Here is a 21,828-nt window from a genome sequence, read left to right on the forward strand (position 1 = left end):
CCCGCTCCGGGCAATGGGTTTTCCACCCGCGGACGGCCTGGGCGACGCATCCGTCCCGTTCAGGGACGCGTGGCGTGCTCCAGTTCGAGCAGGGCCGAGCGGTAGCTCCGCCCGGTCGCCCGGTCCATGCCCACCTCGCACATCCGGTTCGCCGACAGGTGCGCGTCGAAGGACCGCGCGGTCACCTCGGCGGCCTCGCGGGCCGTCGCCGAGGCCGCCAGCTCCGGGTGCAGCATGCCCCGGTCGCCCGCGAAGGCGCAGCAGCCGGCGTCGTCCGGCACGACGACCTCGTCGGCGCACGCCGCGGCCACCGCGAGCAGCTGCGCCTCGTCGCCCAAGTGCCGCATCGAGCAGGTGGGATGGAGCACGGCGGACCCGGCGGTGCGCCGGATCTCCAGATGCGGCAGCAGCTCGTCCGCCGCCCAGACCACCGAGTCCACGACGGTGAGCTCCGCGTGCAGCGCCCGGTTGTCGTCGGTCAGGTACGGGACCACCTCGTGCGCGATGCCCAGCGTGCAGGAGGAGGCGTCGACCACCAGCGGGAGCCGCCCGCCGGCCGTCCAGCCCCAGGCCGCCTCGACGATCCGGTTGGCCATCACCCGGTTCCCGGCGTCGTACCCCTTGGAGTGCCAGATCGTCGCGCAGCAGGTGCCGCGGACGTCGCGGGGGATCCACACCGGCTTCCCGGCCCGCTCCGACACGACCACCACGGCCTCCGGCAGCGAGGGGCCGGGGTGGCCGTCCGGGCCGCCGAAGATCCGGTTGACGCAGGCCGGGTAGTAGACGGCCGCGGCGCCCGCCCGCCGGGTGACGGGCAGCCGCCGCGCGGCGGCGCCGGGCGTCCGCGGCAGCCACCGCGGTACGAGGTCGGGGCGTACGGCCCTGCGCGCGGCTCCAGTGACGGCTTCGAGCAGCCCGTCCCCGACCCGGTCGGTGATCTTCCCGGCGGCGGCCACGGCCAGCCGGGCGGCCGATTCCACGGCCGCGAACCGCCGCGCGGCGAGCGCGGCGGCCCGCTCCTCGCGGGCACTGTGCCGGCGGTGGCGGAAGTCCTTCATCAGCGCGCCCGTGTCGATGCCGACCGGGCAGGCGAGCTTGCAGGTGGAGTCGCCGGCGCAGGTGTCGACCGCGTCGTAGCCGTAGGCGTCGAGCAGGCCGTCCAGGACGGGGGAGCCCGGCTGCTGGCGGTTCATCTCGCGGCGCAGCACGATCCGCTGGCGCGGTGTGGTCGTCAGGTCCCCGCTGGGACAGGTCGGTTCGCAGAAACCGCACTCGATGCACGGGTCGGCCACCGCCTCCACCCGCGGGATCGTCTTCAGCCCGCGCAGGTGGGCCCGCGGATCGCGGTCGAGGAGGATGCGCGGGGCGAGCACCCCGTCGGGGTCCACGATCCGCTTGGTGCGCCACATCAGCCCGGTGGCCTTGGGACCCCATTCCAGTTCCAGGAAGGGGGCCATGTTGCGTCCGGTGGAGTGCTCGGCCTTCAGGGAGCCGTCGAAGCGTTCCACGGTGAGCCGGCAGAAGGCGTCCATGAACGCGGCGTACCGCTCGACGTCGGCGGGGTCGGCGGCGTCGAAGGCGAGCAGGAAGTGCAGGTTGCCGTGGGCCGCGTGGCCGGCGACGGCGGCGTCGAAGCCGTGCCGCGCCTGGAGTTCGAGGAGGGCCTCGCAGGCTTCCGCCAGCCGGGAGGGCGGTACGGCGAAGTCCTCGGTGATCAGGGTGGTGCCCGGGGCGCGGGCTCCGCCGACGGCCGTGACGAAGGCTTTGCGGGCCGTCCAGTAGCCGCTGATGGTCTTCGCGTCCCGGGTGAAGGCGTTGGTCACGGAGGCCGCCGGTGCGACCAGGTCCAGCCGGGCGAGGACCTCGGCCGCACGGCGTTCGCAGGCGGCGCGGCCCGCCTCGTCCGGCGCCCGGAACTCCACCAGCAGCGCCGCCGTCTCCCGCGGCAGGTCCGCCCAGTCGGCGGGGACGCCGGCGACGCTGACCGAGGCGCGCAGGGTGTTGCCGTCCATCAGCTCGACGGCGAGGGCGCCCGCCTCGTTGAAGAGCGGGACGGCGGCGGCCGCGGCCGGCAGGGAGGGGAAGAACAGCAGGCCGGTGCAGAGCTCGCGGTCCAGCGGGAGCGTGTCGAACACGACCTCGGAGATGAAGCCGAGGGTTCCCTCCGACCCGACCGCGAGCCCGCGCAGGATCTCGACGGGGGTGGCGCCGTCGAGATAGGCGTCCAGGCGGTAGCCGGTGGTGTTCTTGATCTCGTACTTGGCGCGGATGCGGGCCGTCAGCTCCGGGTCTGCCTCGATCTCCCGCTTGATCTCCATCAGCCCGCGGCACAGGGCCGGTTCCGCGCGCGCCAGCTCCTCGTCGGCCAGCGGGCCGGCCGTGTCCACCACCGTCCCGGTCGGCAGGACGAGGGTGAGGGAGGAGAGGGTGCGGTAGGAGTTCCGCGTGGTCCCCGCCGTCATGCCGGAGGCGTTGTTGGCGACGACCCCGCCGAGGGTGCAGGCGATGGCGCTGGCCGGGTCGGGGCCGAGGATCCGCCCGTGCCGGGCCAGCGCGGCGTTGGCCCGCAGGACGGTGGTCCCGGGGCGGATGCGGGCGCGCCGGCCCTCGTCCAGCACCTCGACGCCGGCCCAGTGGCGGCGTACGTCCACGAGGATGTCCTCGCCCTGCGCCTGGCCGTTGAGCGAGGTCCCGGCCGCGCGGAAGACCACCTCGCGCTGCCTGCCGTGCGCGTAGGAGAGCACCGCCGAGACGTCGTCGATGTCCTCGGCGACCACCACGACCTGGGGCACGAACCGGTAGGGGGAGGCGTCCGAGGCGTAGCGGACCAGGTCGGACACCTTCCACAGGACCTTCTCGGGGCCGAGCAGTCCGGTCAGCTCGGTGCGCAGCGGCTCCGGGGTGCCGCCGGCCCGGTGCTCGGGCAGCCGGTCGGGGGCGGGGCCGCCGATGCCGCGGGGGCGCAGCGTTCCCGGCTTCGGTTCCAGCATCGGCATGGTCCGACCCCTCGCCTCGTCACGGCCCGCGCGTGGCCTTTATGGGCAGGCGCCCTCCGGCGGCACGTCCGCCAGGGCGTTCAGCAGGCCGCCGAGCATCTCGCGCTGATCGGCGGTCAATGGAGCCAGGATCTCCTCCGCGGCGTCGGTTCGCGCGTTGCGCAGGCGGCGCAGCGTGGCGCGGCCGGTGTCGGTCAGCTCGATCCTTATGACCCGCCGGTTCGCGGGGTCCGGCGCGCGGCGCACGCAGTCCGCGGCCTCCAGACCGTCCACGAGCGTGGTGACGGCGCGGGGGACGACCTCCAGACGGGCGGCGAGGTCCGCCATCCGGGGCGGCTGGGCGCCTTCGTAGTGCGAGACCAGGCGCAGCAGGCGGCCCTGGGCGGGCGTGATGCCGAGCGGCTCCATGTGGCGCTTCTGGATGCGGTGGAGCCGACGGGTCAGGCGCAGCAGCTGCTCGGCGAGAACGCCGTCTGTGGTGTCGGTCTCGGAAGGTGTCCTCATACTGGGAAACAGTATCAGGACCGGATTCATTGTGAGTATAGGTAACAATGAGCTATGCTCATTCGAGTCTCGTCAGAAGGAGGCCCATGCGCCCCGAAGAACCGAAGTGGACCCCATCGAACGAATCCCTCGACCCCAGCCGCCCCGCCCCGGCGGAGCGGCCCCGCGAGCTGCGCCGCATCGTGTCCCTCTTCCGGCCCTACCGGGGCAGGCTCGCCGTCGTCGGTCTCCTGGTCGGCGCCTCCTCGCTGGTCGGGGTCGCCTCGCCGTTCCTGCTGAGGGAGATCCTCGACGTCGCGATCCCGCAGGGCCGCACCGGTCTCCTCAGCCTCCTCGCGCTCGGCATGATCCTCACCGCCGTGGTCACGAGCGTCTTCGGCGTGCTCCAGACCTACATATCGACCACGGTCGGCCAGCGCGTCATGCACGACCTGCGCACCGCCGTCTACGCCCAGCTCCAGCGGATGCCGCTGGCCTTCTTCACCCGTACCCGCACCGGTGAGGTGCAGTCCCGCATCGCCAACGACATCGGCGGCATGCAGGCCACCGTCACCTCGACCGCGACCTCGCTCGTCTCCAACCTGACGGCCGTCATCGCCTCGGTCGTCGCCATGCTCGCGCTCGACTGGCGGCTCACCCTCGTCTCGCTGCTGCTGCTCCCCGTGTTCGTCTGGATCAGCCGTCGGGTCGGCCGCGAGCGCAAGAAGATCACCACACAGCGTCAGAAGCAGATGGCCGCGATGGCCGCGACCGTCACCGAGTCGCTGTCGGTCAGCGGCATCCTGCTCGGCCGCACCATGGGCCGCTCCGACTCGCTGACCTCGTCCTTCTCCGACGAATCCGAGAAGCTCGTCAGCCTGGAGGTGCGCTCCAGCATGGCCGGGCGCTGGCGGATGTCGACCATCGGCATCGTCATGGCCGCCATGCCGGCCCTCATCTACTGGGCGGCCGGCCTGGCGCTCCAGACGGGATCCCCCTCGCTTTCCGTCGGCACCCTCGTCGCCTTCGTCACCCTCCAGCAGGGCCTCTTCCGGCCCGCCGTGAGCCTGCTGTCGACCGGCGTGCAGATCCAGACCTCGCTGGCCCTGTTCGCCCGCATCTTCGAGTACCTCGACCTGCCGGTGGACATCACCGAGCGGGAGGACGCGGTGCGCCTGGACCGGGCCGCGGGCGAGGTCCGCCTGGAAGGAGTGGACTTCGCGTACGACGCGGAGAACGGGCCCGCCCTGAAGGGGATCGACATCACCGTCCCGGCCGGCGGCTCCCTCGCGGTGGTCGGCGCGACGGGGTCCGGGAAGAGCACGCTGAGCTACCTCGTGCCCCGGCTCTACGACGTCACCGCAGGACGGGTGGCCCTGGACGGAGTCGACGTCCGCGACCTGGACTTCGACTCGCTGGCCCGTTCCATAGGCGTGGTCTCCCAGGAGACCTACCTCTTCCACGCCTCGGTGGCCGACAACCTGCGCTTCGCCAAGCCGGACGCGACCGACGAGGAGATCGCCGACGCGGCCCGGGCGGCCCAGATCCACGACCACATCGCGTCCCTGCCCGACGGGTACGACACCCTCGTCGGCGAGCGCGGCTACCGGTTCTCCGGCGGTGAGAAGCAGCGGCTCGCCATCGCCCGCACCATCCTGCGAGACCCGCCGGTGCTCATTCTCGACGAGGCCACCAGCGCCCTGGACACCCGCACCGAACACGCCGTCCAGCAGGCCATCGACAACCTCTCCGCGGGCCGTACCACCATCACCATCGCCCACCGGCTGTCCACCGTCCGCGACGCCGACCAGATCGTGGTCCTCGACGCGGGCCGTATAGCCGAGCGCGGTACGCACGAGGAGCTGCTGCGGGCAGAAGGCCGGTACGCGGCCCTGGTCCGCCGGGACCGGGACGCCGCGCTGGCACCCGTGACCGGACCGGACGGCGCCCGGAAGGCACAGACGGCGCAGGGAGCCGAGCTGGCCCCCGTAAACGTGTGATCGTATGACCGGCGCACGGGTGGGATGCCGGGAATGCGCCGCTTCGCGGGTTAGCGTTCCCGTATGCGTCATGAGTACCTGCCGCCACCACAGCGCCGCTCCCGGCTCACCCGCCGGGGCCGGTTGGCGCTCTTCCTCGGTACGCTCCTCGCGATCGGGGTGGCGGCCCTGATACCGCTGCTGCGCGGTGCGGGCGCCCCCGAAAAGCCCCGCACGCTGGTGATTCCCGAGGGCTGGCGGGCCTCGCAGGTGTACGCCGCGGTCGACCGCGAGCTGAAACTCCCCGCCGGCTCCGCCAAGGCCGCGGCGGCGACCGCCGCACTGGCACTGCCCGCGGAGGCGAAGGGCAACCCGGAGGGCTACCTCTTCCCGGCGACGTACCCGGTGACCTCGAAGTCCACGCCGGCCGTCCTCCTCGCCTCCATGGTGCGGACGGCGAACCGGACACTCGCCACCCCGGCCGTCGCGAACGGCGGCAGGACACACGGGATGACCCCGTACCAGACGGCCACCCTGGCCAGCGTCCTCCAGGCGGAGGCCGGCAGCCGCGCCGACATGGGCAAGGTCGCCCGGGTGGTGCACAACCGGCTGGCGAAGTCGATGCCGCTCCAGATGGACTCCACGATCAACTACGCGCTGAACCGCAGCACCCTCGACACCACGCTGAGCGAGACGCGCATCGACAGCCCCTTCAACTCCTACGAACGCCAGGGACTGCCGCCCACGCCGATCGACAGTCCGGGGCTGGAGGCCATGGCGGCCGCCGTCGCCCCGACGCCCGGTGACTGGCTGTTCTTCGTGACGGTCAAGCCGGGGGACACCCGCTTCTCGGCGACGTACGAGGAGCACAAGAAGCACGTGGCGGAGTTCAACCGCCTGCGGGCCACCGCGGGCGCCCGCGCCAGCGCCGGACCTCCCGCCACCTGACGTGGCCGGGCGGCGGGGGGCGGGGAGCGGCGCCGCGCGACGAGAGCCGCCGCCCCCGGGAGCCTCCGCGCGGATCAGCCCGCCGGTGTTTCGGCCACCGGGAGCGCCGCCGCCGCTCCCGCCGCAGCTCCCAGCGCCGCCCCTCCCTGCGCCGCGCGCGGCCCCGCCTCCGCCGGGGCCGTGGCCCGCGCGCCGCCCAGGAGGCGGCGGATCGCGCGGGCGGCGGCGCCACCCGCGCGGTTCGCGCCGATCGTGGACGCCGACGGCCCGTAGCCCACCAGGTGGATCCGCTCGTCCCGGACGGCCCGGGTGCCCTCGACGCGGATGCCGCCGCCCGGCTCCCGCAGGTGCAGCGGGGCCAGGTGGTCGACCGCCGCGCGGAAGCCGGTGGCCCACAGGATCACGTCGGCCTCCACGCTGCCGCCGTCCGCCCAGAGCGCCCCCGTGGGGGTGATCCGGTCGAACACGGGCCTGCGGTCGAGGACCCCCGAGGCCAGGCCGGCCCGCACCGCCTCGTTCAGCGGGAGCCCGGTCACGCTGACCACGCTCTGCGGCGGCAGCCCCCGCCGCACCCGCTCGTCGACCAGGGCCACCGCGGCCCTGCCCTCGGCCTCGCCGAAGTCCCCGTCGCGGAACACCGGCGGCCGGCGCGTCACCCAGACGGTCTCCGCCGCCACCTCGGATATCTCCAGCAGGTGCTGCACCGCGGAGGTGCCGCCGCCCACCACGATGACGCGGGCCCCCGCGAACTCCCGCGGCCCCGGGTAGTCCGCGGTGTGCAGCTGGCGGCCGCCGAAGGTCTCCTGGCCCGCGTACCGGGGCCAGAACGGGCGGTCCCAGGTGCCCGTGGCGTTGATCAGGGCCCGCGCCGACCAGGTGCCCGCGGAGGTTTCCACCCGCAGCCGTCCGTCGGCCGCGCCGCGGACCGCCGAGACGTCCACGGGACGCCGTACGCGCAGCCCGAAGCGGTCCTCGTACGCGGCGAAGTACTCCCCGATCACCTCCGACGAGGGCCGCAGCGGGTCGGCCCCGGTCAGCTCCATGCCGGGCAGCGAGTGCATCCCGTGGACCCTGCCGTAGGTGAGCGAGGGCCAGCGGTACTGCCAGGCCCCGCCCGGGCGGGGCGCGTGGTCCAGGACCACGTGGTCCAGCCCCGCCCGGGCGAGGTGGTAGGCGCTGGACAGGCCCGCCTGCCCCGCGCCGACCACCACCACGTCGACCTCCGTGTCCGGGGCCGGATTCACGCCCGCACCCGCGCCCCGCATCAGATCGTTCACGGTTCTACCAACCCGCGGGGGTGCGGGGATCTTCCCGGCTACGGGGCGAGCAGCCCGCGGGAGGCCAGCTCCGGGGTCACCCCCTCGCCGAACCAGTACGCCTCCTCCAGGTGCGGGTAGCCCGACAGGACGAAGTTCTCGACCCCGAGCGCGTGGTACTCCTCGATCCGGTCCGCCACGTCGCCGTGGCTGCCCACCAGCGCCGTGCCGGCGCCGCCGCGGACCAGGCCCACGCCCGCCCACAGGTTCGGCGCGATCTCCAGCTTGTCCCGCGAACCGCCGTGCAGGGCGAGCATCCGCTGCTGGCCCACCGACTCGCTCGCCCCCAGCAGGGTCTGCGCCCGCGTGATGTCCGCGTCGTCCAGGTCGGCCAGCAGCCGGTCCGCCGCGCCCCAGGCCTCCTTCGCCGAGCCGCGCGAGATGGTGTGCAGCCGGATCCCGAACCGAACCGTCCGCCCGCGCTCCTCGGCCAGCGAGCGGATCCAGTCGATCTTCTCCTTCACCTGCTGCGGCGGCTCGCCCCAGGTCAGGTAGACGTCCGCGTGCTCGGCCGCGACCGGCCCCGCGGCCGCCGAGGACCCGCCGAAGAAGATCTCCGGCAGCGGGTCCGGCGGCAGCGCGGTCAGCCCGCCGTCGATCCGGTAGTGCTCCCCGTGGAAGTCGTACGGCTCCCCGCGCCAGACGCCCCGTACGACCGACAGGAACTCCGCGGTCCGCTCGTAGCGCCGGTCGTGGTCCAGGTGGTCCCCGAAGCGCCGCTGCTCCGCCGAGTCGCCGCCCGTCACCACGTTCAGCAGCAGGCGCCCGCGGGTGATGCGCTGGTAGGTGGCGGCCATCTGGGCCGCGAGCGTCGGCGAGATCACCCCGGGCCGGAACGCCACCAGGAACTTCAGCCGTTCGGTGTGCTGGGAGAGGGCGAGCGTGGTCAGCCAGGCGTCCTCGCACCACGTCCCGGTGGGGGTCAGCACCGCCTCGAAGCCGAGGCGTTCGGCGGCCTTCGCGATCTGCGCGAGGTACTCGATGTCCGGTTCGCGCACTCCCGGCGCGGCCGTGTTGTGGGCGTAGGCGTGCCGGTCGACGAGGGTGCGGCCGTCGCCGCCCGTGGGCAGGAACCAGTGCAGGCGGACGGTCATCAGGAGTCCTTCCCGTACGTGCGGGGGGTGGTCGTGGACGGCGGCAGGGTGCCGTTGAAGCGGGGGTCGACGAAGTCCTTGAAGACGACCTTGCCGGGGATCAGCTTCAGCTCGGTGAAGGTGTCGGCGATCTTCTGCTCGGAGGCGACAGCCGCGTCGTCCACGGCGACCGGCACCCGGGTGCCGTTGCTGCGCTTGACCGCGTCGAAGGCGACCTCGTACGGCAGCCCGGTCTCCTTCGCCCAGACCTTCGCCCACTCCTCCGGGTGTTTGAACACCCAGTCCTGGGCGCGCTGGAGCCGCGTCAGGTAGTCGCCGATGGCCTTGCTCTTGCCCGCGTCCTCCAGGGCGGAGGGCGATGCGACCTGGAATCCGAGGCCGTTGACGACCCCCTCGCCGGAGGTGAGGATGCGGGCGCCGGTGCGCAGCACCTGGGAGGTGTACGGGTCCCAGACCGCCCAGGCGTCGACCGAGCCGCTGTTGAAGGCGGCCAGGGCGTCGGCCGGCTGGAGGAAGTTGACGGTCACGTCGGAGAGCTTCAGGCCCGCCTGCTCCAGGGAGGCGATCAGCTGGAAGTGGGCCGAACTGCCCTGCGCCACCGCGATCTTCTTGCCGCGCAGCTCCGCGGGGGACTGGAGCGCGGAGCCCTTCGGCACGAGGATGGCCTCGCCGGCCGAGGAACCGTGCGTGGCGGCCACCACGGTGATCTTCGACTTGGCGCCGGCGGCGAACACGGGCGGGGTGTTGCCCACGCCGCCGATGTCGACGGCCTTGGCGTTGACGGCCTCCAGCAGCGGCGGGCCGGAGGTGAAGGTGGACCACTTGACGGAGTAGTCGAGACCCTCCAGCTCGCCGGCGGCGCGCAGGAGCGACTCGTTGCCGCCCTTCTGGTCACCGATGGTGAGGGTGACCTTGGCGCCGCCCTTGCCGCCGTCCGCGGCGGGCGCCGAGCCGGTGTCCGCGGCGCTGTCGCCGCCGCAGGCCGTCAGGGCCAGGGACAGCGGGATCAGGGTGGCCAGCAGGGGCAGGGAAAGGGAGTGGCGTCTCATGTCGCTTCTCTTCGATCTCTCGTACGGGGCGGGGGAGGGTGGGAACGGGCGGTGAAGGTGGGGGGGCGGGGCGTGCGGAGCGGGCGGGGTGGGTCAGACGACGCCGAGCTCGGCGAGGAGCCGGGTGCGCAGCGCGCCGAACCCCGGGTCGCCGACCTCGCGCGGGCGGTCCAGCGGGACCTGGGTGTCGTAGGAGATCCGGCCCTCGTCCATGACCAGGACGCGGTCGGCCAGCAGGACGGCCTCGTCGACGTCGTGCGTGACCAGCAGCACCGCGCAGCCGCGTCGCTGCCACAGCTGGGCCACCAGTTGCTGGGCCTTGATCCGGGTCAGTGCGTCGAGGGCGCCGAACGGCTCGTCCAGGAGCAGCAGATCGGGTTCGCGGACCAGTGCCCGGGCCAGTGAGGCGCGTTGGGCCTCGCCGCCGGAGAGGGTCTTGGGCCAGGCGTCCGTACGGTGCTCCAGCCCGACCTCGGCCAGGGCCTGTTCGGCGCGCTCGCGGTCGGGGCGGCCGGGGAGTCCGAGGAGCACGTTGCGCCACACCCGCTTCCACGGCATCAGCCGCGGCGCCTGGAAGGCCACCGCGCGCCGCTCCGGCACCAGGACCTCGCCCTCGATCTCGCGGTCCAGGCCGGCGAGGATGCGCAGCAGGGTCGACTTCCCGCAGCCGCTGCGGCCCAGCAGGACGGTGAACTCCCCGGCCCGCAGGGTCAGATCGAGGGAGTCGATGACGGCACGGCCGCCGAAGGACCGGGTCAGCCCGGCCACCCGTACGGCGGTGGCGGCGGCTACTGCCCCGTGAAGGTCGGTCGCCATTGCAGCAGCAGCCTTTCGAGAGTGCGGACGACGAGGTCGGCGGTCAGGCCGAGGAAGGCGTACACGACGAGGCAGACGACGATCACGTCGGTGCGGAAGAACTCCCGGGCCTGGTTCATCAGGAAGCCGATGCCGGCGTCGGCGTTGATGGACTCGCCGAACACCAGGGCCAGCCAGGCGGTGGCGAGCGAATACCGCAGGCCGGTCATGAAGCCGGGCAGCGCGCCCGGCAGGACCACGTGCCGTACCAGACCCCATCGGCCGAGGCCCAACGCCCCGCCCGCCTCGATCAGTTGCTCGTCCACCCCGCGGATCCCGGCGTACACGTTCAGGTAGAGGTGGAAGGCGGTGCCGAGTGCGATGAGGGCGACCTTCGGTGCCTCGCCGATGCCCATCCAGATGATGAACAGCGGGATGAGGCCGACCCACGGCACCGTGCGCAGCATCTGCACGCTGGCGTCGATCAGGTCCTCCCCGAGCCGCGACAGCCCGGACAGCAGGGCGAGCGCGGTGCCGGCCGTCCCGCCGATCACCAGGCCGATCGCGACGCGCTGCAGGGACACGGCCATCGCCCCGGGCAGCGTCCCGTCCTCGATCAGGTCCGCCGCGGCGGACGCGATGGTCGACGGCGGCGCGAGCGTGTCGACGGGCAGCCATCCCAGACTGCTGGTCAGCTGCCACAGGCCGAGGAGCAGCAGCGGGCCGGCGGTCCGGCGGATCCAGCGGGGGACGGAGCGCCGTCGTGCCGATGTCGGCACGACGGCCACGAGGGCCGGGGAGGAAGACGGAGCGGATATCGATTTAGCGGATATGTCGGGCGGCGCGTGGTCGAGGTCGATGCTCATGGCGGCTCCACGGAAGGGTGAGGCGGGGAGGCGGGGAACGCGCGCCGGGCCGGCCCCGTACCGGTGCGGCGGAACGGGGGCGGGTCCACAGGGGGCGCCGGGCCGGATCACCGGGCCGGATCACCGGGCCGGATCACCGGGCCGGGGAGCCCGGGGCGCGCGGAAGCCGAGCGCGGAGCGCTCGTGACACGTCAGGGAATGAGGGCGTCAGCAGCCGCGGCGACACGCGGCGGAGGCCACCCGCAGCAGGTCGATGTGACCGCGCGTGGTGAGCATGGCTGAACGCAACATGCGGCGAAACCTAGCCAGATGGCCGGGGGCGGGTCAATGGTGTCTCGCCCTCTGGACATCGCGTCTCCGATATTGGGACACGTGGTGGCGGAGGCCGTCCCGCGGGCCCCGGTCGGACGGGCCGGACGCAGCCCCCGCGGACCCGCGCCGGTGGGCCCGGGCATGCGCCGGACACGCCGACGGCCCGGCAGCACCTCGACCGCGCCGGAGCGTTCCGGGCGGGAGTGTGCCGCCGGGCCGGGGTCCCGGCCGGGCAGGGGCCTGACGGCCGTCGGCCGCCGGTCAGGCGGACGCGGCGATCCAGGAGGCGAGTTGCTCCGGGGTGGTGGACGGGTCGGCGACCAGGGTGGCCAACTCGTCCTCCTGGAAGGTGGCCGTGGTGACGGCCGGGCAGCGGTGGCAGGCGTCGACGCCCGTCTGCTGCCACCACTGGCAGCGGGAGCGCAGGTGGCACCGTGGGACCGCGCGGGCCTCGGCCGCCGCCGGAGGCGGCAGGGTCAGCACCCGCTCCACCAGGGTGCAGTCGTTCCCCCGCCGGTTCGCGCAGCCGGTGACGCAGTGCGAGGCGAACCGCAGGACGCGGGTCGGCTCGATCCCCTCCGGTACGGCGCCGAGCACCTCGGACGCCGGGACCGGGTCGGCGAGGTACGTCACCCGGCCGTCGGCACCCGAGCGGACGCCGAGGACGACCGACTCGGGGGCCCGGGCGTCGCCGCTCGGACACCAGGTCGCCGGAGCGGCTGCTGACTGGTCGGTTCCCACGGTGCTCACCCGTCCCGTCAGCCGTCGATCGCGGCGGTCGACTCGTCCAGCGCGCGGCCGACGGGCCCGCCGATGGTGCCCTGGAGGCCGAGGGCCTGCTCCTGCTCCACCGCCTGCGCGAGGTTCTCGTGCAGCTGCTGTACGGAGGTGATGCGCGTGGACTGGCTCGGGGCCGCGTCGGCCGCGTTCGCCGCGCCCACCGCCGTGATCGCGAGGCCCGCCGCGATCACGGCCGCGGCGCCGCCGGCCTTGAGCTTGTTCTTCTTCATGGGGTTCATGGGGCTTCTCCCGGTGTGGGCGGCGGAGGCTCCGCCGCGGTCCTGTTGCGGAACGAACGTAGGACGGGGAAACGGCTCGGAGCGGCAGTATCCGGCGGCAGTTGGGGAGGCGCGGTGCGGGACGGGCGCGTGCCCTAGGGCCGCGCCGCGCGCAGGGTGGCCGGGACCGGGCCCGCCGGCTGGAGGGTGAGCCCGGGGAACACCCCGGTCCGCCGGGCGCCGGTGTCCAGGTGGAACCGCTGCCCGAGCACGGCCAGCACGAGCGCCGCCTCCACCAGGGCGAACCGCGCCCCCAGGCAGGCCCGGGGGCCGCCGCCGAACGGGAACCAGGCGTGCTCCGGCACCGGATCGGGGGCGTCCGCGTCCCACCGCTCGGGGCGGAAGACCTCCGGCTGCGGGAACCACCGCTCGTCCCGGTGCACCGACCAGGGGCTGGTCCACACCGAGGTGCCGACGGGCACCGCCCGCCCGCCGATGGAGGCCCCCTCCGCGGCCACCGCCGAGATCAGCCAGATCGGCGGGTAGATCCGCAGGGCCTCCTTGACCACCTGCTGGGTCCACGTCAGCCGCGGGTAGTCCTCGTACGTCGGCAGCCGCCCGCCGAGCACCCGGTCCAGTTCTTCGGTCAGCCTGGCCCGCGCCCCGGGCGCCCCGGACAGCAGCTGCCAGGCCCAGGTCAGGGTGGTCGAGGTGGTTTCGTGACCGCCGATGTAGAGGGTGATGGACTCGTCCCGCAGCTCCGTGCGGGACAGCGGGCCGCCCCGTTCGTCGCGGGCCGCGAGCAGCCGGCTCAGCAGGTCGTCCCGCCCGTCCCCCGCCGCGGACGCGCTCTCGTGCTCCCGTATGACGTGCTCGATCTCCCGGTCGAGGACCTCCACCGCGGCCCGCATCCGGCGCCGCCCCGGGGTTCGCACCCACGGCGGCAGGAACAGCGTGATCCCGCGGAACTCGGTCCCCAGCTCCCGCTGCGCCGTGGCCATGGCCGCGCTGATGGGTGCCTCGCGGCCGGCGGCGTCGCTTCCGAACAGGGTGCGGACCGCGATCCGCTGGGTGAGCCCGGCCATCTCCCGGTGCACGTCGATCCGGTCGCCCTCGCGCCAGCCGCCGGCCAGCGCGTCCGCGCACTCCACCATCGCGGCGGCGTACGAGCGGACCTGGCGCGGCCGCACGGCGGGCTGGACCAGCGCCCGCTTGCGACGCCAGTCGTCGCCGGTGGCGACCACCACGCCGTTGCCCAGCAACTGCCGGAAGGCCCAGCCCAGTTCGGTCGGCTTGAAGGTGGACTCGACGGCGCCGAGCAGCTCACCGGCGTGCTCGGGCCGGGAGACCAGCACGTTGCGCTGGGGGCCGAGCGACCACGGCACCCAGTCGCCGTAGTCGTCGCGGAGGGATTCGAAGAAGGCCAGCGGGTCGCGGGCGAAGGCGGGGAGGTTGCCGAGGAGGGGCCACCGGCGCGGTCCGCGCTCGGCGCCCGGGGGTGGCGGCAGGGTGGCGGTCACCCGGGCATGGTGGCAGCGGACCGCGCGGGACACCAGGGGAAGCGCGGGGCCGTTCCGGCGGCAGTGGCGCCGAACGGCCCTCGCCCCGGCCGCCGTTCAGGCGGTCCGGTGTGCCGTCAGCCAGTCGTGCGCGGCCTGCGCGCTGAACTCCCGTTGCCCGCCGGGGAAGAGCAGGTCCGCGCCGGCGAACGCCGGGTCGTGCGCCGTCCGCGCCACGTACGGGACGGCCACGCACGCCATCCCGGCCGCCCGGGCGGCCAGCGCGCCCGGCGCCGCGTCCTCGACGACCACGCAGTCGGCCGGTTCGGCGCCGAGCCGGCGGGCCGCCTCCAGGAACACGTCCGGCGCGGGCTTGCCGTGCGCCACCTCCTCCGCGGAGACCACCGTGGTCAGCAGCGCGTCCAGGCCGGTCCCGGCCAGCACGGCGTCGATCGCCTCCAGGGAGGAGCCGGAGGCCACCGCCATCGGCACGCCGGCGGCGTGCAGCCGCTCCACGAACGCGCGCATCTCGGGGAAGGCCGCGGTCTCGGTGCGGGCCAGCTCCAGGTAGACGGCGTTCTGCTCGGCGAGCAGCTCTTCCACCGGCGCCTCGATCGCGTACCGGTCCCTGAGGATCTCCAGCGTCTCCAGGGTCCCGATGCCGATGAAGCGGGCGTGCTGCTCCCACGTGAAGTCGGGGACCCCGTGCCGGGCCAGCGTGCGGCGCCCGGACTCGTAGTAGTTCGGCTCACTGTCCACGAGGGTGCCGTCGAGATCGAATATGACGGAAATCATCCGCTGCGCCCGTCCTGCCGGTTCTGTCCTGTCTAGACCATTCTGTCAGGTCGTGCGGGCAGCCCGCCCCACGGACTCGACCAGCGGCAGCAGCCGGTGCGCGACCCGCTCGCGCAGGGCCACCTCGGTCCGGGTGCGCACCACGCCGGGCAACTGGATCAGCCGCTGGATCACGTCCTCCAGGTGCGCGTTGTCCCGGGCCGCGACCCGCGTCAGCAGGTCCCCGCCACCGGTGATGGAGAAAGCCTCGATGATCTCCGGGACGGCGGACAGGGCGTCGCCCACCTCGTCCAGGTGCCCCTGGGTGACCTCGATGTGTACGAAGGCCAGCACCGGGTGTCCGAGCGCGGCGGGGGACAGGGAAGGACCGGTCCCGGTGATCACCCCGGTCCGCTCCAGCCGGTCCAGCCGGGCCTGGAGGGTGCCGCGCGCCACCCCGAGGAGCCGGGCGTACTCGCGGACGCTGGTGCGCGGCTGCTCGATCAGCAGGCGCAGGATTCTGGTGTCGAGCTCGTCCACCGCCATGCCGCGACTGTACCAACGGCCCCCTCCACCGCACTCCGGGCCGCGGGCCGCCCCGCGCCCGCGGCCCGGAGCGGGGCCGTCCGCCGGGCGGTCGCGTCAGTCGGAGCGCGCCCGGCCCCCGCGCGGCGGCCACGGGAAGAAGCCGCTCGTCCGCTCCCGGTACGCGGCGTACCCCGGCCGGTCCGCCATGTGCAGCTCCAGCAGCCGCTTCCCGCTGCCCGCGGTCAGCAGGTACGACATGACCAGCGGAGCCACCACCGAGACCGCCGCGGCCCCCACCGAACCGGCGGCGACCAGGTAGATGCCCCACCACACGCAGAAGTCGCCGAAGTAGTTCGGATGCCGGGTCCAGGACCACAGGCCCCGGTCCATGATCCGCCCCCGGTGCGCGGGATCGGCCTTGAACCGGGCCAGCTGGTGGTCGCCCACCGCCTCGAAGACGAGCCCGGTCAGCCACAGCAGGGTGCCCGCGAGCGCGAGCCAGCCGAGCCGGCCGGTCGCGTACGACCCGGCCTGCACGGGCAGTGACACCAGCCACACCAGCGCGGCCTGGAGGAGGTAGACCATGCGCAGCGCGTACAGGTTCCGGCTGCCCGGAGCCTTCGCCAGCATCCGGTCGTACCGCGGGTCCTCGCCGTGCCCGCGGCCGCGCCACGCGATGTGGCCCGCCAGCCGCAGCCCCCACACCGCCGTGAGCACGGCCAGCAGCAGCGCCCGCCCGCCGCCGTCGGACATCCCGTACGTCGCCGCGGCCACCGCGGCGAAGGCGAGGCCCCACGCCACGTCCACGACGCGGTGCATCCGCTTGCGCACGCCGACCGCGAAGGTGGCGAGCATGACCGCGAGGGCGACCGCCGCGGCGACCGCCAGGTTGATGCCGAAACCGGACCAGTTCACGCCCGGTCACCGTCCCCGTCGCCGGCCGTCAGCAGGATCTGGTGCACGTCCAGGTAGCCCGAGGCGAACCCGGCCTCGCAGTACGCCAGGTAGAAGGTCCACATCCGCCGGAAGGTCTCGTCGAAACCCAGCTCGGCGACACGGCCGGCCCGCTCGGTGAACCGTTCCCGCCACAGCTTCAGCGTCTGCGCGTAGTGCGCCCCGTACCCCTCGCAGCGGGTCACCCGCAGTCCGGTGTGCCGGCGTGCCATCTCCTCCACCACCTGCACCGACGGCAGCATCCCGCCCGGGAAGATGTACTTGTGGATCCAGGTGTACGTGTCCTTGGTGGCCAGCATCCGCTCGTGCGGCATGGTGATCGCCTGGATCGCCACCCGCCCGCCCGGGGCCAGCAGCCGGTCGAGCGTGGCGAAGTAGACCGGCCAGTACTCGGCACCGACCGCCTCGATCATCTCCACGCTGACCACGGCGTCGTAACTGCCCCGCGCCTCCCGGTAGTCGCAGAGCCGGACCTCCACCCGGTCCTCGACCCCGGCGGCCTTGATCCGGCGCTCCGCCAGGTCCTTCTGCTCCCGCGACAGGGTCAGGGTGACCACGTCGGCGCCCCTGCGGGCGGCCCGGATCGCCAGTTCGCCCCAGCCGGTGCCGATCTCCAGCAGCCGGGTGTCCGGGCCGACGGCGGCCAGGTCCAGCAGCATGTCGATCTTCCGGTGCTGCCCCGCGGCGAGGTCCTCGTGACGGGCGGGCAGGGCGGGGAAGACCGCCGACGAGTACGTCATCGTCGGGTCGAGGAACTCGGCGAACAGCTCGTTGGACAGGTCGTAGTGGCGCTCGATGTTGCTCCGGGAGCCGTCCGGGGTGTTGCGGTCGGTCACCGGGTGCCGGGCCGCCCACAGCCCGCGCAGCCGCTGGAGCGGCGCCGGAACCAGGGCCGCGACGTGCCCGGCCAGCACGGTCAGCACCGCCACCGGGTCCCGGGCGTCCCACTCGCCGGCCACGTAGGACTCGCCGAAGCCGATCAGTCCCTCGGCCGCGATCCGCCGTTCGAAGGAGATGGGATCGTGCACGGCCATGGCGGGACCGCCCCGGCCGAGCGTCCCGTCGGGCCCCATCCGGACCTGGAGCGGAAGCCGGTCCAGGGCCCGGCGGATGATGAGCCGGCCGACCGCGGCCCGGGTCCGGGAGCACGGCGGCACCAAGGGAAGAGTCGTCGTCGCGGTCACTGCACACCCTCCTGGGGTACGGGTCGGGGGCGCGGCCGCACCGGCACGCCGCGCAGCCACAGGCGGATGCCGTGGAAACGGATGCCCACCGCCACGGCGGCGGTGGACCAGGGATGGCGCAGGGCGGCCCGCAGGACGCCGCGGGCGCCGGCGGGGCGGCGCACCCCGCGCACGGTGGCCGTCAGCCGGGCGCCGTCCGCCCCGCCGGCGAGCTGGACGCTCAGGGCGAGGCGGCCGTCCGGCGCGGGCAGACGCATCCGGTAGGCGCCGTCCACGTCGAGGAAGGGGGAGACGTAGAACTCCTTGGGCACGCTGCCCTCGGCCTCGGCGGCCTCCGGGCCGAGCAGGTAACAGTGGCGCCCGCCGTACGTGTTGTGCACCTCGGCCACCACCTGGCGCAGGGCCCCGTCCGGGCCGTGGCACCAGTACACGGTGAGCGGGTTGAAGACGTACCCGAAGACCCGGGCGTGCGCGAGCATCCGCACCCGGCTCCCGGGCGGCAGCGCCGCGCCCCGGGACGCGAGGAAGCCGTCCAGGCCCGCCCGGATCGTGGGCCGGCCGCCGCCGAAGTGGTCCCGCGGGTCGAAACGCGCCAGGCTGCGCAACGGCCCCGGCAGCCGCGGCAGTTCGTCGAGGTCCACCAGCCACAGGTAGGTGCGGTGGCGCAGGGCGTACGCGGGCCCGCCGGCGCGGACGTGCCGGATGTCGGCCTCGTACAGGGCGGGCTTCACCACACCACCCCGAGCGCGGCCGCTGCCTCCACGCCGGAGCGGCAGCCGTCCTCGTGGAACCCCCACCCGTGGTAGGCCCCGGCGAAGGCCGTCACCGGCCCGGACAGCGCGGGCAGCAGCCGCTGCGCGGCCACCGACTCCGGGGTGTACACGGGGTGTTCGTACTCCATCTCCGCCAGGACCCGGTCCGCCCGCACCGCGCCGGGGCCCGCGCCCGTCTCCGCGTTCAGCGTGACCACGTACGGCTCCGGGGAGTCCAGCCCCTGCAGACGGTTCATGTCGTAGCTCACCCGGACCCGCGCCTCGTCCGGCCCGCAGCCCGACAGCCGGTAGTTCCAGCAGGCCCGTGCCCCGCCCGCGCGCGGCAGCACCGAGTCGTCGGTGTGCAGGACCGTGCGGTTGCGGGAGTAGCGGAACGCGCCGAGCGCGGCCCGCTCGGCGTCCGTCGGGTCGGTCAGCAGCGCCAGCGCCTGGTCGGCGTGGACGGCGACGACCACCGAGTCGTACAGCGCCTCGGCGCCGCCGGCGGTGGTGACCCGTACGCCCTCCGGGGTGCGCGCCAGCGCCCGTACCGGGGTCGCGGAGTACACCGTGTCCAGGCGCTCCCGCAGCCTCTCCACGTACCGCTGCGAGCCGCCCGTGACCGTACGCCAGTTCGGTGAGCCGCCCACCGCCAGCATCCCGTGGTGGTCGAGGAAGCGGAACAGGTACCGGGCGGGGTAGCGCAGTGCGGTGTCCGCCGGGCAGGACCACACCGAGGCCACCAGCGGGATCGCGAAGTGCGCCGTGAAGTAGGGCCCGAAGCCGCACCGCTCCAGGAACGCGCCGAGGGTGATCTCGCGGGTGGTCTCCGGCGCGGCCAGCAGCCGCCGCGCCTGCCGGTGGAACACCGGGACCTGTGCCAGCATCCGCAGGTACGCGGGCCGCAGGGCGCTGCGCGGCCGGGCGAACAGGCCCCGGGGGCCGCGGGCGCCCGCGTACTCCAGCCCGCAGCCCTCGCAGTGTACCGACAGGCTCATCGTCGTCGGCCGGGTGGCGACGTCCAGCTCGTCGAAGAGGCGCAGCAGCCGCGGGTACGTGCGGTCGTTGTGGACGATGAAGCCGGAGTCCACGGCCCGTATGTGTCCGTCGGGGCCCTTCAGGTCGTGGGTGTGGGCGTGTCCGCCCAGCCGGTCGTCGGCCTCGTACAGGGTGACCTCGTGGCCGCGGGCCAGCACGTATGCCGCCGTGAGCCCCGAAACGCCCCCGCCGACCACGGCCGTGCGCGGCCGCGGTCCTTGTCGTTCGGTCATCGCGTTCCCTCCTTCAGCGGTACTTCGGAGCCGTAGGGGGGTGCGGATGTGTCGCCGGGCGAACCGATCGGCGGCGGGAACGGAATCACCAGGAGGGTGATCCGCGGAGACGGGCGCATGGCACTCCGGGTTCCGAGGGGTGTCTGTGGTCTGGTGGTGCTCGTGGTGGTGCGGCTTCCGGCGGCGCGGTGCTGTCCGGCGGCGCGGCGCGTGGGTACGCCGGTGCTTCGGTGTGTTCGGTGTGTTCGGTGTGTCGGTGTCCTCTGCACCGTCTTTCGGCCGGGACACGTCATCCGGATGCGCCGATCGGGGGAACGGCGCATCCGGACGGGCCACTCCACCGGAAACCCCATACGGGACGACACGGAGCGGAGACCGACATGACGGGCCTGAACTGCCTGGTCACCGGAGCCACCGGCTACATCGGCGGCCGACTGGTGCCCGAACTGCTCGACGCCGGGCACCGGGTCCGCTGCCTGGCCCGCACCCCGGCGAAGCTGCGCGACCACCCCTGGGCCGGCCGCGCCGAGGTGGTGGCCGGCGACGCCACCGACGCGGACTCGGTCGCGGCGGCCCTGGACGGCATCGACGTGGCCTACTACCTGGTCCACGCCCTCGGCGGCGGCTCCGGCTTCGAGGACCGCGACCGGGACGCCGCCCGGATCTTCGCCGAGCGGGCGGCCGCGGCCGGGGTCCGCCGCATCGTCTACCTCGGCGGTCTCACCCCCGCCGGCATCCCGGTCCGGGAACTCTCCCCGCACCTGCGCTCCCGCTCCGAGGTGGGCGAGATCCTCCTCGCCGGAGCCGTGCCGGCCACCGTCCTGCGCGCCGCCGTCATCATCGGCTCCGGCTCGGCCTCCTTCGAGATGCTGCGCTACCTCACCGAGCGGCTGCCCGTCATGGTCACCCCCAGCTGGGTCGGCACCCGCTGCCAGCCCATCGCCGTCCGGGACGTCCTGCGCTACCTCGTCGGCAGCGCCACCATGCCGCCCGAGGTCGACCGGGCCTTCGACGTCGGCGGCCCGGACGTCCTCACCTACGAGGAGATGATGCGCCGCTACGCCGTGGTGGCGGAGCTGCCCAGACGCCTCATCCTGCGCGTCCCGATGCTCACCCCGCGGCTCTCCAGCCACTGGATCGGCCTGGTCACCCCGGTACCGCGGGCCCTGGCCCGGCCGCTGGCCGAGTCCCTGCGCCACGAGGTGGTCTGCTCCGAGCACGACATCGCCCGGTACGTGCCCGATCCGCCCGGCGCCCCCATCGGCTTCGATGAGGCGCTCGCGCTGGCCCTGCGCCGGGTGCGGGAGGCCAAGGTGGACACCCGCTGGTCCTCCGCCTCCGTCCCGGGCGCGCCCAGCGACCCGCTGCCGACCGACCCCGACTGGGCGGGCGGGAGCCTCTACGAGGACGAGCGCGAGCGGGAGGTCGGGGCCTCGCCCGAGGCGCTGTGGCGGGTGGTGGAGGGCATCGGCGGGGAGAACGGCTGGTACTCCTTCCCGCTGGCCTGGTCCGTGCGGGGCTGGCTGGACCGGCTCGCGGGCGGGGTCGGCATCCGCCGCGGCCGCCGGGACGCGGCCCACCTGCGGGTGGGGGACTCCCTGGACTTCTGGCGGGTGGAGGAGCTCGAACCGGGCCGCCTGCTGCGGCTGCGCGCCGAGATGCGGCTCCCGGGCCTCGCCTGGCTGGAGATGTACGCGGACCCCTGCGAGGCCGCCTCCGACGGGGAGCCCGGACCGGGACGGGCCGGCGCCACCGGTCCGGTCACCGGTCCGGTCATCGCCGACGGGGGAACCCCCGGCGCCGGGGCGGTCCGGACGCGGTACCGGCAGCGGGCGCTGTTCCACCCGCACGGGCTGCTCGGACACCTGTACTGGTGGAGCGTCTCGCCCTTCCACGCCGTCGTCTTCGGCGGCATGGCCCGCAACATCGCCCGCGCCGCCGAACGCCTCGACGGCGCCGAAGGCGGCGGCGCATCCAAGGGCGGCCCCGTCACCGAAGTACCGGATGGCGGCCGTCACCCACGGTCCTGA

20 protein-coding genes are annotated in these 21,828 nt (G+C 74.1%); 3 read left to right on the forward strand and 17 right to left on the reverse strand.

Translation table 11 applies throughout. The features are described 5' to 3' along the window. Positions 1–59: 59 nt before the first annotated feature. Both ABT106_RS15225 and ABT106_RS15230 read right to left on the reverse strand, forming a co-directional pair. Positions 60–2,996, reverse strand: coding sequence for an FAD-binding and (Fe-S)-binding domain-containing protein (locus tag ABT106_RS15225; protein WP_351276850.1), 2,937 nt, complete (start codon positions 2,994–2,996; stop codon positions 60–62). Positions 2,997–3,035: 39 nt separating this feature from the next. After that, positions 3,036–3,500, reverse strand: coding sequence for a MarR family winged helix-turn-helix transcriptional regulator (locus ABT106_RS15230; RefSeq protein ID WP_351276852.1), 465 nt, complete (start codon positions 3,498–3,500; stop codon positions 3,036–3,038). An 86-nt stretch (positions 3,501–3,586) separates the two neighbouring features. Between ABT106_RS15230 and ABT106_RS15235 the strand changes: the two genes are divergently transcribed. Together ABT106_RS15235 and mltG are read left to right on the forward strand one after the other, a co-directional pair. Beyond that, positions 3,587–5,479: an ABC transporter ATP-binding protein gene (locus ABT106_RS15235; RefSeq protein WP_351276854.1), complete on the forward strand. Its 1,893-nt coding sequence runs from the start codon at positions 3,587–3,589 to the stop codon at positions 5,477–5,479. A 63-nt stretch (positions 5,480–5,542) separates the two neighbouring features. After that, positions 5,543–6,406, forward strand: a complete 864-nt coding sequence (gene mltG / locus ABT106_RS15240; protein WP_351276855.1) for an endolytic transglycosylase MltG — start codon at positions 5,543–5,545, stop codon at positions 6,404–6,406. 74 nt (positions 6,407–6,480) lie between these two features. Here mltG and ABT106_RS15245 read toward each other — a convergent pair whose 3' ends face one another. The 15 genes from ABT106_RS15245 to ABT106_RS15315 form a co-directional block, all read right to left on the reverse strand. Then, positions 6,481–7,671 (reverse strand): FAD-dependent oxidoreductase, encoded by a 1,191-nt coding sequence (locus ABT106_RS15245; RefSeq protein ID WP_351276903.1) that lies wholly within the window; start codon positions 7,669–7,671, stop codon positions 6,481–6,483. Positions 7,672–7,721: 50 nt separating this feature from the next. Continuing rightward, positions 7,722–8,816: an LLM class flavin-dependent oxidoreductase gene (locus ABT106_RS15250; protein ID WP_351276857.1), complete on the reverse strand. Its 1,095-nt coding sequence runs from the start codon at positions 8,814–8,816 to the stop codon at positions 7,722–7,724. Then, positions 8,816–9,865 carry an ABC transporter substrate-binding protein gene (locus ABT106_RS15255; RefSeq protein WP_351276860.1) on the reverse strand — a complete coding sequence of 350 codons (1,050 nt, stop codon included), beginning with the start codon at positions 9,863–9,865 and terminating at the stop codon, positions 8,816–8,818. The genes ABT106_RS15250 and ABT106_RS15255 overlap by 1 nt, the downstream gene beginning before the upstream one ends. 93 nt (positions 9,866–9,958) lie before the next feature. After that, a complete protein-coding gene (locus ABT106_RS15260; protein ID WP_351276863.1) occupies positions 9,959–10,681 on the reverse strand; it encodes an ABC transporter ATP-binding protein in 723 nt (240 codons plus the stop codon). Further along, positions 10,654–11,520, reverse strand: a complete 867-nt coding sequence (locus tag ABT106_RS15265; RefSeq protein WP_351276905.1) for an ABC transporter permease — start codon at positions 11,518–11,520, stop codon at positions 10,654–10,656. Before ABT106_RS15265 ends, ABT106_RS15260 begins: the two co-directional genes overlap by 28 nt. A 213-nt stretch (positions 11,521–11,733) precedes the next feature. After that, complete coding sequence (locus tag ABT106_RS15270) at positions 11,734–11,817, reverse strand: putative leader peptide (protein ID WP_351276907.1); 84 nt, start codon at positions 11,815–11,817, stop codon at positions 11,734–11,736. A gap of 282 nt (positions 11,818–12,099) precedes the next feature. After that, the gene (locus ABT106_RS15275) at positions 12,100–12,588 is read right to left on the reverse strand and encodes a hypothetical protein (RefSeq protein ID WP_351276865.1); all 489 of its coding nucleotides are present in this window, start codon (positions 12,586–12,588) and stop codon (positions 12,100–12,102) included. Between the two features lie 8 nt (positions 12,589–12,596). Beyond that, positions 12,597–12,857, reverse strand: a complete 261-nt coding sequence (locus tag ABT106_RS15280; RefSeq protein ID WP_351276867.1) for a hypothetical protein — start codon at positions 12,855–12,857, stop codon at positions 12,597–12,599. 134 nt (positions 12,858–12,991) lie between these two features. Then, a complete protein-coding gene (locus ABT106_RS15285; protein ID WP_351276869.1) occupies positions 12,992–14,356 on the reverse strand; it encodes a cytochrome P450 in 1,365 nt (454 codons plus the stop codon). A gap of 96 nt (positions 14,357–14,452) precedes the next feature. After that, positions 14,453–15,130, reverse strand: a complete 678-nt coding sequence (locus ABT106_RS15290; protein WP_351276871.1) for an HAD family hydrolase — start codon at positions 15,128–15,130, stop codon at positions 14,453–14,455. 45 nt (positions 15,131–15,175) lie between these two features. Continuing rightward, positions 15,176–15,655 carry an Lrp/AsnC family transcriptional regulator gene (locus tag ABT106_RS15295; RefSeq protein WP_351276873.1) on the reverse strand — a complete coding sequence of 160 codons (480 nt, stop codon included), beginning with the start codon at positions 15,653–15,655 and terminating at the stop codon, positions 15,176–15,178. Between the two features lie 96 nt (positions 15,656–15,751). Beyond that, complete coding sequence (locus ABT106_RS15300) at positions 15,752–16,552, reverse strand: DUF1295 domain-containing protein (protein ID WP_502979381.1); 801 nt, start codon at positions 16,550–16,552, stop codon at positions 15,752–15,754. Beyond that, positions 16,549–17,835 carry a class I SAM-dependent methyltransferase gene (locus ABT106_RS15305; protein ID WP_502979382.1) on the reverse strand — a complete coding sequence of 429 codons (1,287 nt, stop codon included), beginning with the start codon at positions 17,833–17,835 and terminating at the stop codon, positions 16,549–16,551. The genes ABT106_RS15300 and ABT106_RS15305 overlap by 4 nt, the downstream gene beginning before the upstream one ends. Then, positions 17,772–18,506 carry a DUF1365 domain-containing protein gene (locus ABT106_RS15310; protein ID WP_351276875.1) on the reverse strand — a complete coding sequence of 245 codons (735 nt, stop codon included), beginning with the start codon at positions 18,504–18,506 and terminating at the stop codon, positions 17,772–17,774. The genes ABT106_RS15305 and ABT106_RS15310 overlap by 64 nt, the downstream gene beginning before the upstream one ends. Then, positions 18,503–19,798 carry an NAD(P)/FAD-dependent oxidoreductase gene (locus tag ABT106_RS15315; RefSeq protein WP_351276878.1) on the reverse strand — a complete coding sequence of 432 codons (1,296 nt, stop codon included), beginning with the start codon at positions 19,796–19,798 and terminating at the stop codon, positions 18,503–18,505. The genes ABT106_RS15310 and ABT106_RS15315 overlap by 4 nt, the downstream gene beginning before the upstream one ends. A gap of 380 nt (positions 19,799–20,178) precedes the next feature. Between ABT106_RS15315 and ABT106_RS15320 the strand changes: the two genes are divergently transcribed. Beyond that, entirely contained in the window at positions 20,179–21,828 is a 1,650-nt protein-coding gene (locus ABT106_RS15320; RefSeq protein ID WP_351276880.1) for an SDR family oxidoreductase, read from the forward strand.

This window comes from Streptomyces sp. NPDC002044, assembly GCF_040296725.1.
GTDB lineage: Bacteria > Actinomycetota > Actinomycetes > Streptomycetales > Streptomycetaceae > Streptomyces > Streptomyces antarcticus.

Bases quoted from the DNA above. Each gene is read 5' to 3' on its own strand.
- ABT106_RS15315 (WP_351276878.1), bottom strand. From the start codon at position 19,798: ATGACCGAACGACAAGGACCGCGGCCGCGCACGGCCGTGGTCGGCGGG.
- ABT106_RS15225 (WP_351276850.1), bottom strand. From the start codon at position 2,996: ATGCCGATGCTGGAACCGAAGCCGGGAACGCTGCGCCCCCGCGGCATC.
- mltG (WP_351276855.1), top strand. From the start codon at position 5,543: ATGCGTCATGAGTACCTGCCGCCACCACAGCGCCGCTCCCGGCTCACC.
- ABT106_RS15270 (WP_351276907.1), bottom strand. From the start codon at position 11,817: ATGTTGCGTTCAGCCATGCTCACCACGCGCGGTCACATCGACCTGCTG.
- ABT106_RS15250 (WP_351276857.1), bottom strand. From the start codon at position 8,816: ATGACCGTCCGCCTGCACTGGTTCCTGCCCACGGGCGGCGACGGCCGC.
- ABT106_RS15235 (WP_351276854.1), top strand. From the start codon at position 3,587: ATGCGCCCCGAAGAACCGAAGTGGACCCCATCGAACGAATCCCTCGAC.
- ABT106_RS15245 (WP_351276903.1), bottom strand. From the start codon at position 7,671: ATGCGGGGCGCGGGTGCGGGCGTGAATCCGGCCCCGGACACGGAGGTC.
- ABT106_RS15280 (WP_351276867.1), bottom strand. From the start codon at position 12,857: ATGAACCCCATGAAGAAGAACAAGCTCAAGGCCGGCGGCGCCGCGGCC.
- ABT106_RS15255 (WP_351276860.1), bottom strand. From the start codon at position 9,865: ATGAGACGCCACTCCCTTTCCCTGCCCCTGCTGGCCACCCTGATCCCG.
- ABT106_RS15260 (WP_351276863.1), bottom strand. From the start codon at position 10,681: ATGGCGACCGACCTTCACGGGGCAGTAGCCGCCGCCACCGCCGTACGG.
- ABT106_RS15290 (WP_351276871.1), bottom strand. From the start codon at position 15,130: ATGATTTCCGTCATATTCGATCTCGACGGCACCCTCGTGGACAGTGAG.
- ABT106_RS15320 (WP_351276880.1), top strand. From the start codon at position 20,179: ATGACGGGCCTGAACTGCCTGGTCACCGGAGCCACCGGCTACATCGGC.
- ABT106_RS15230 (WP_351276852.1), bottom strand. From the start codon at position 3,500: ATGAGGACACCTTCCGAGACCGACACCACAGACGGCGTTCTCGCCGAG.
- ABT106_RS15295 (WP_351276873.1), bottom strand. From the start codon at position 15,655: ATGGCGGTGGACGAGCTCGACACCAGAATCCTGCGCCTGCTGATCGAG.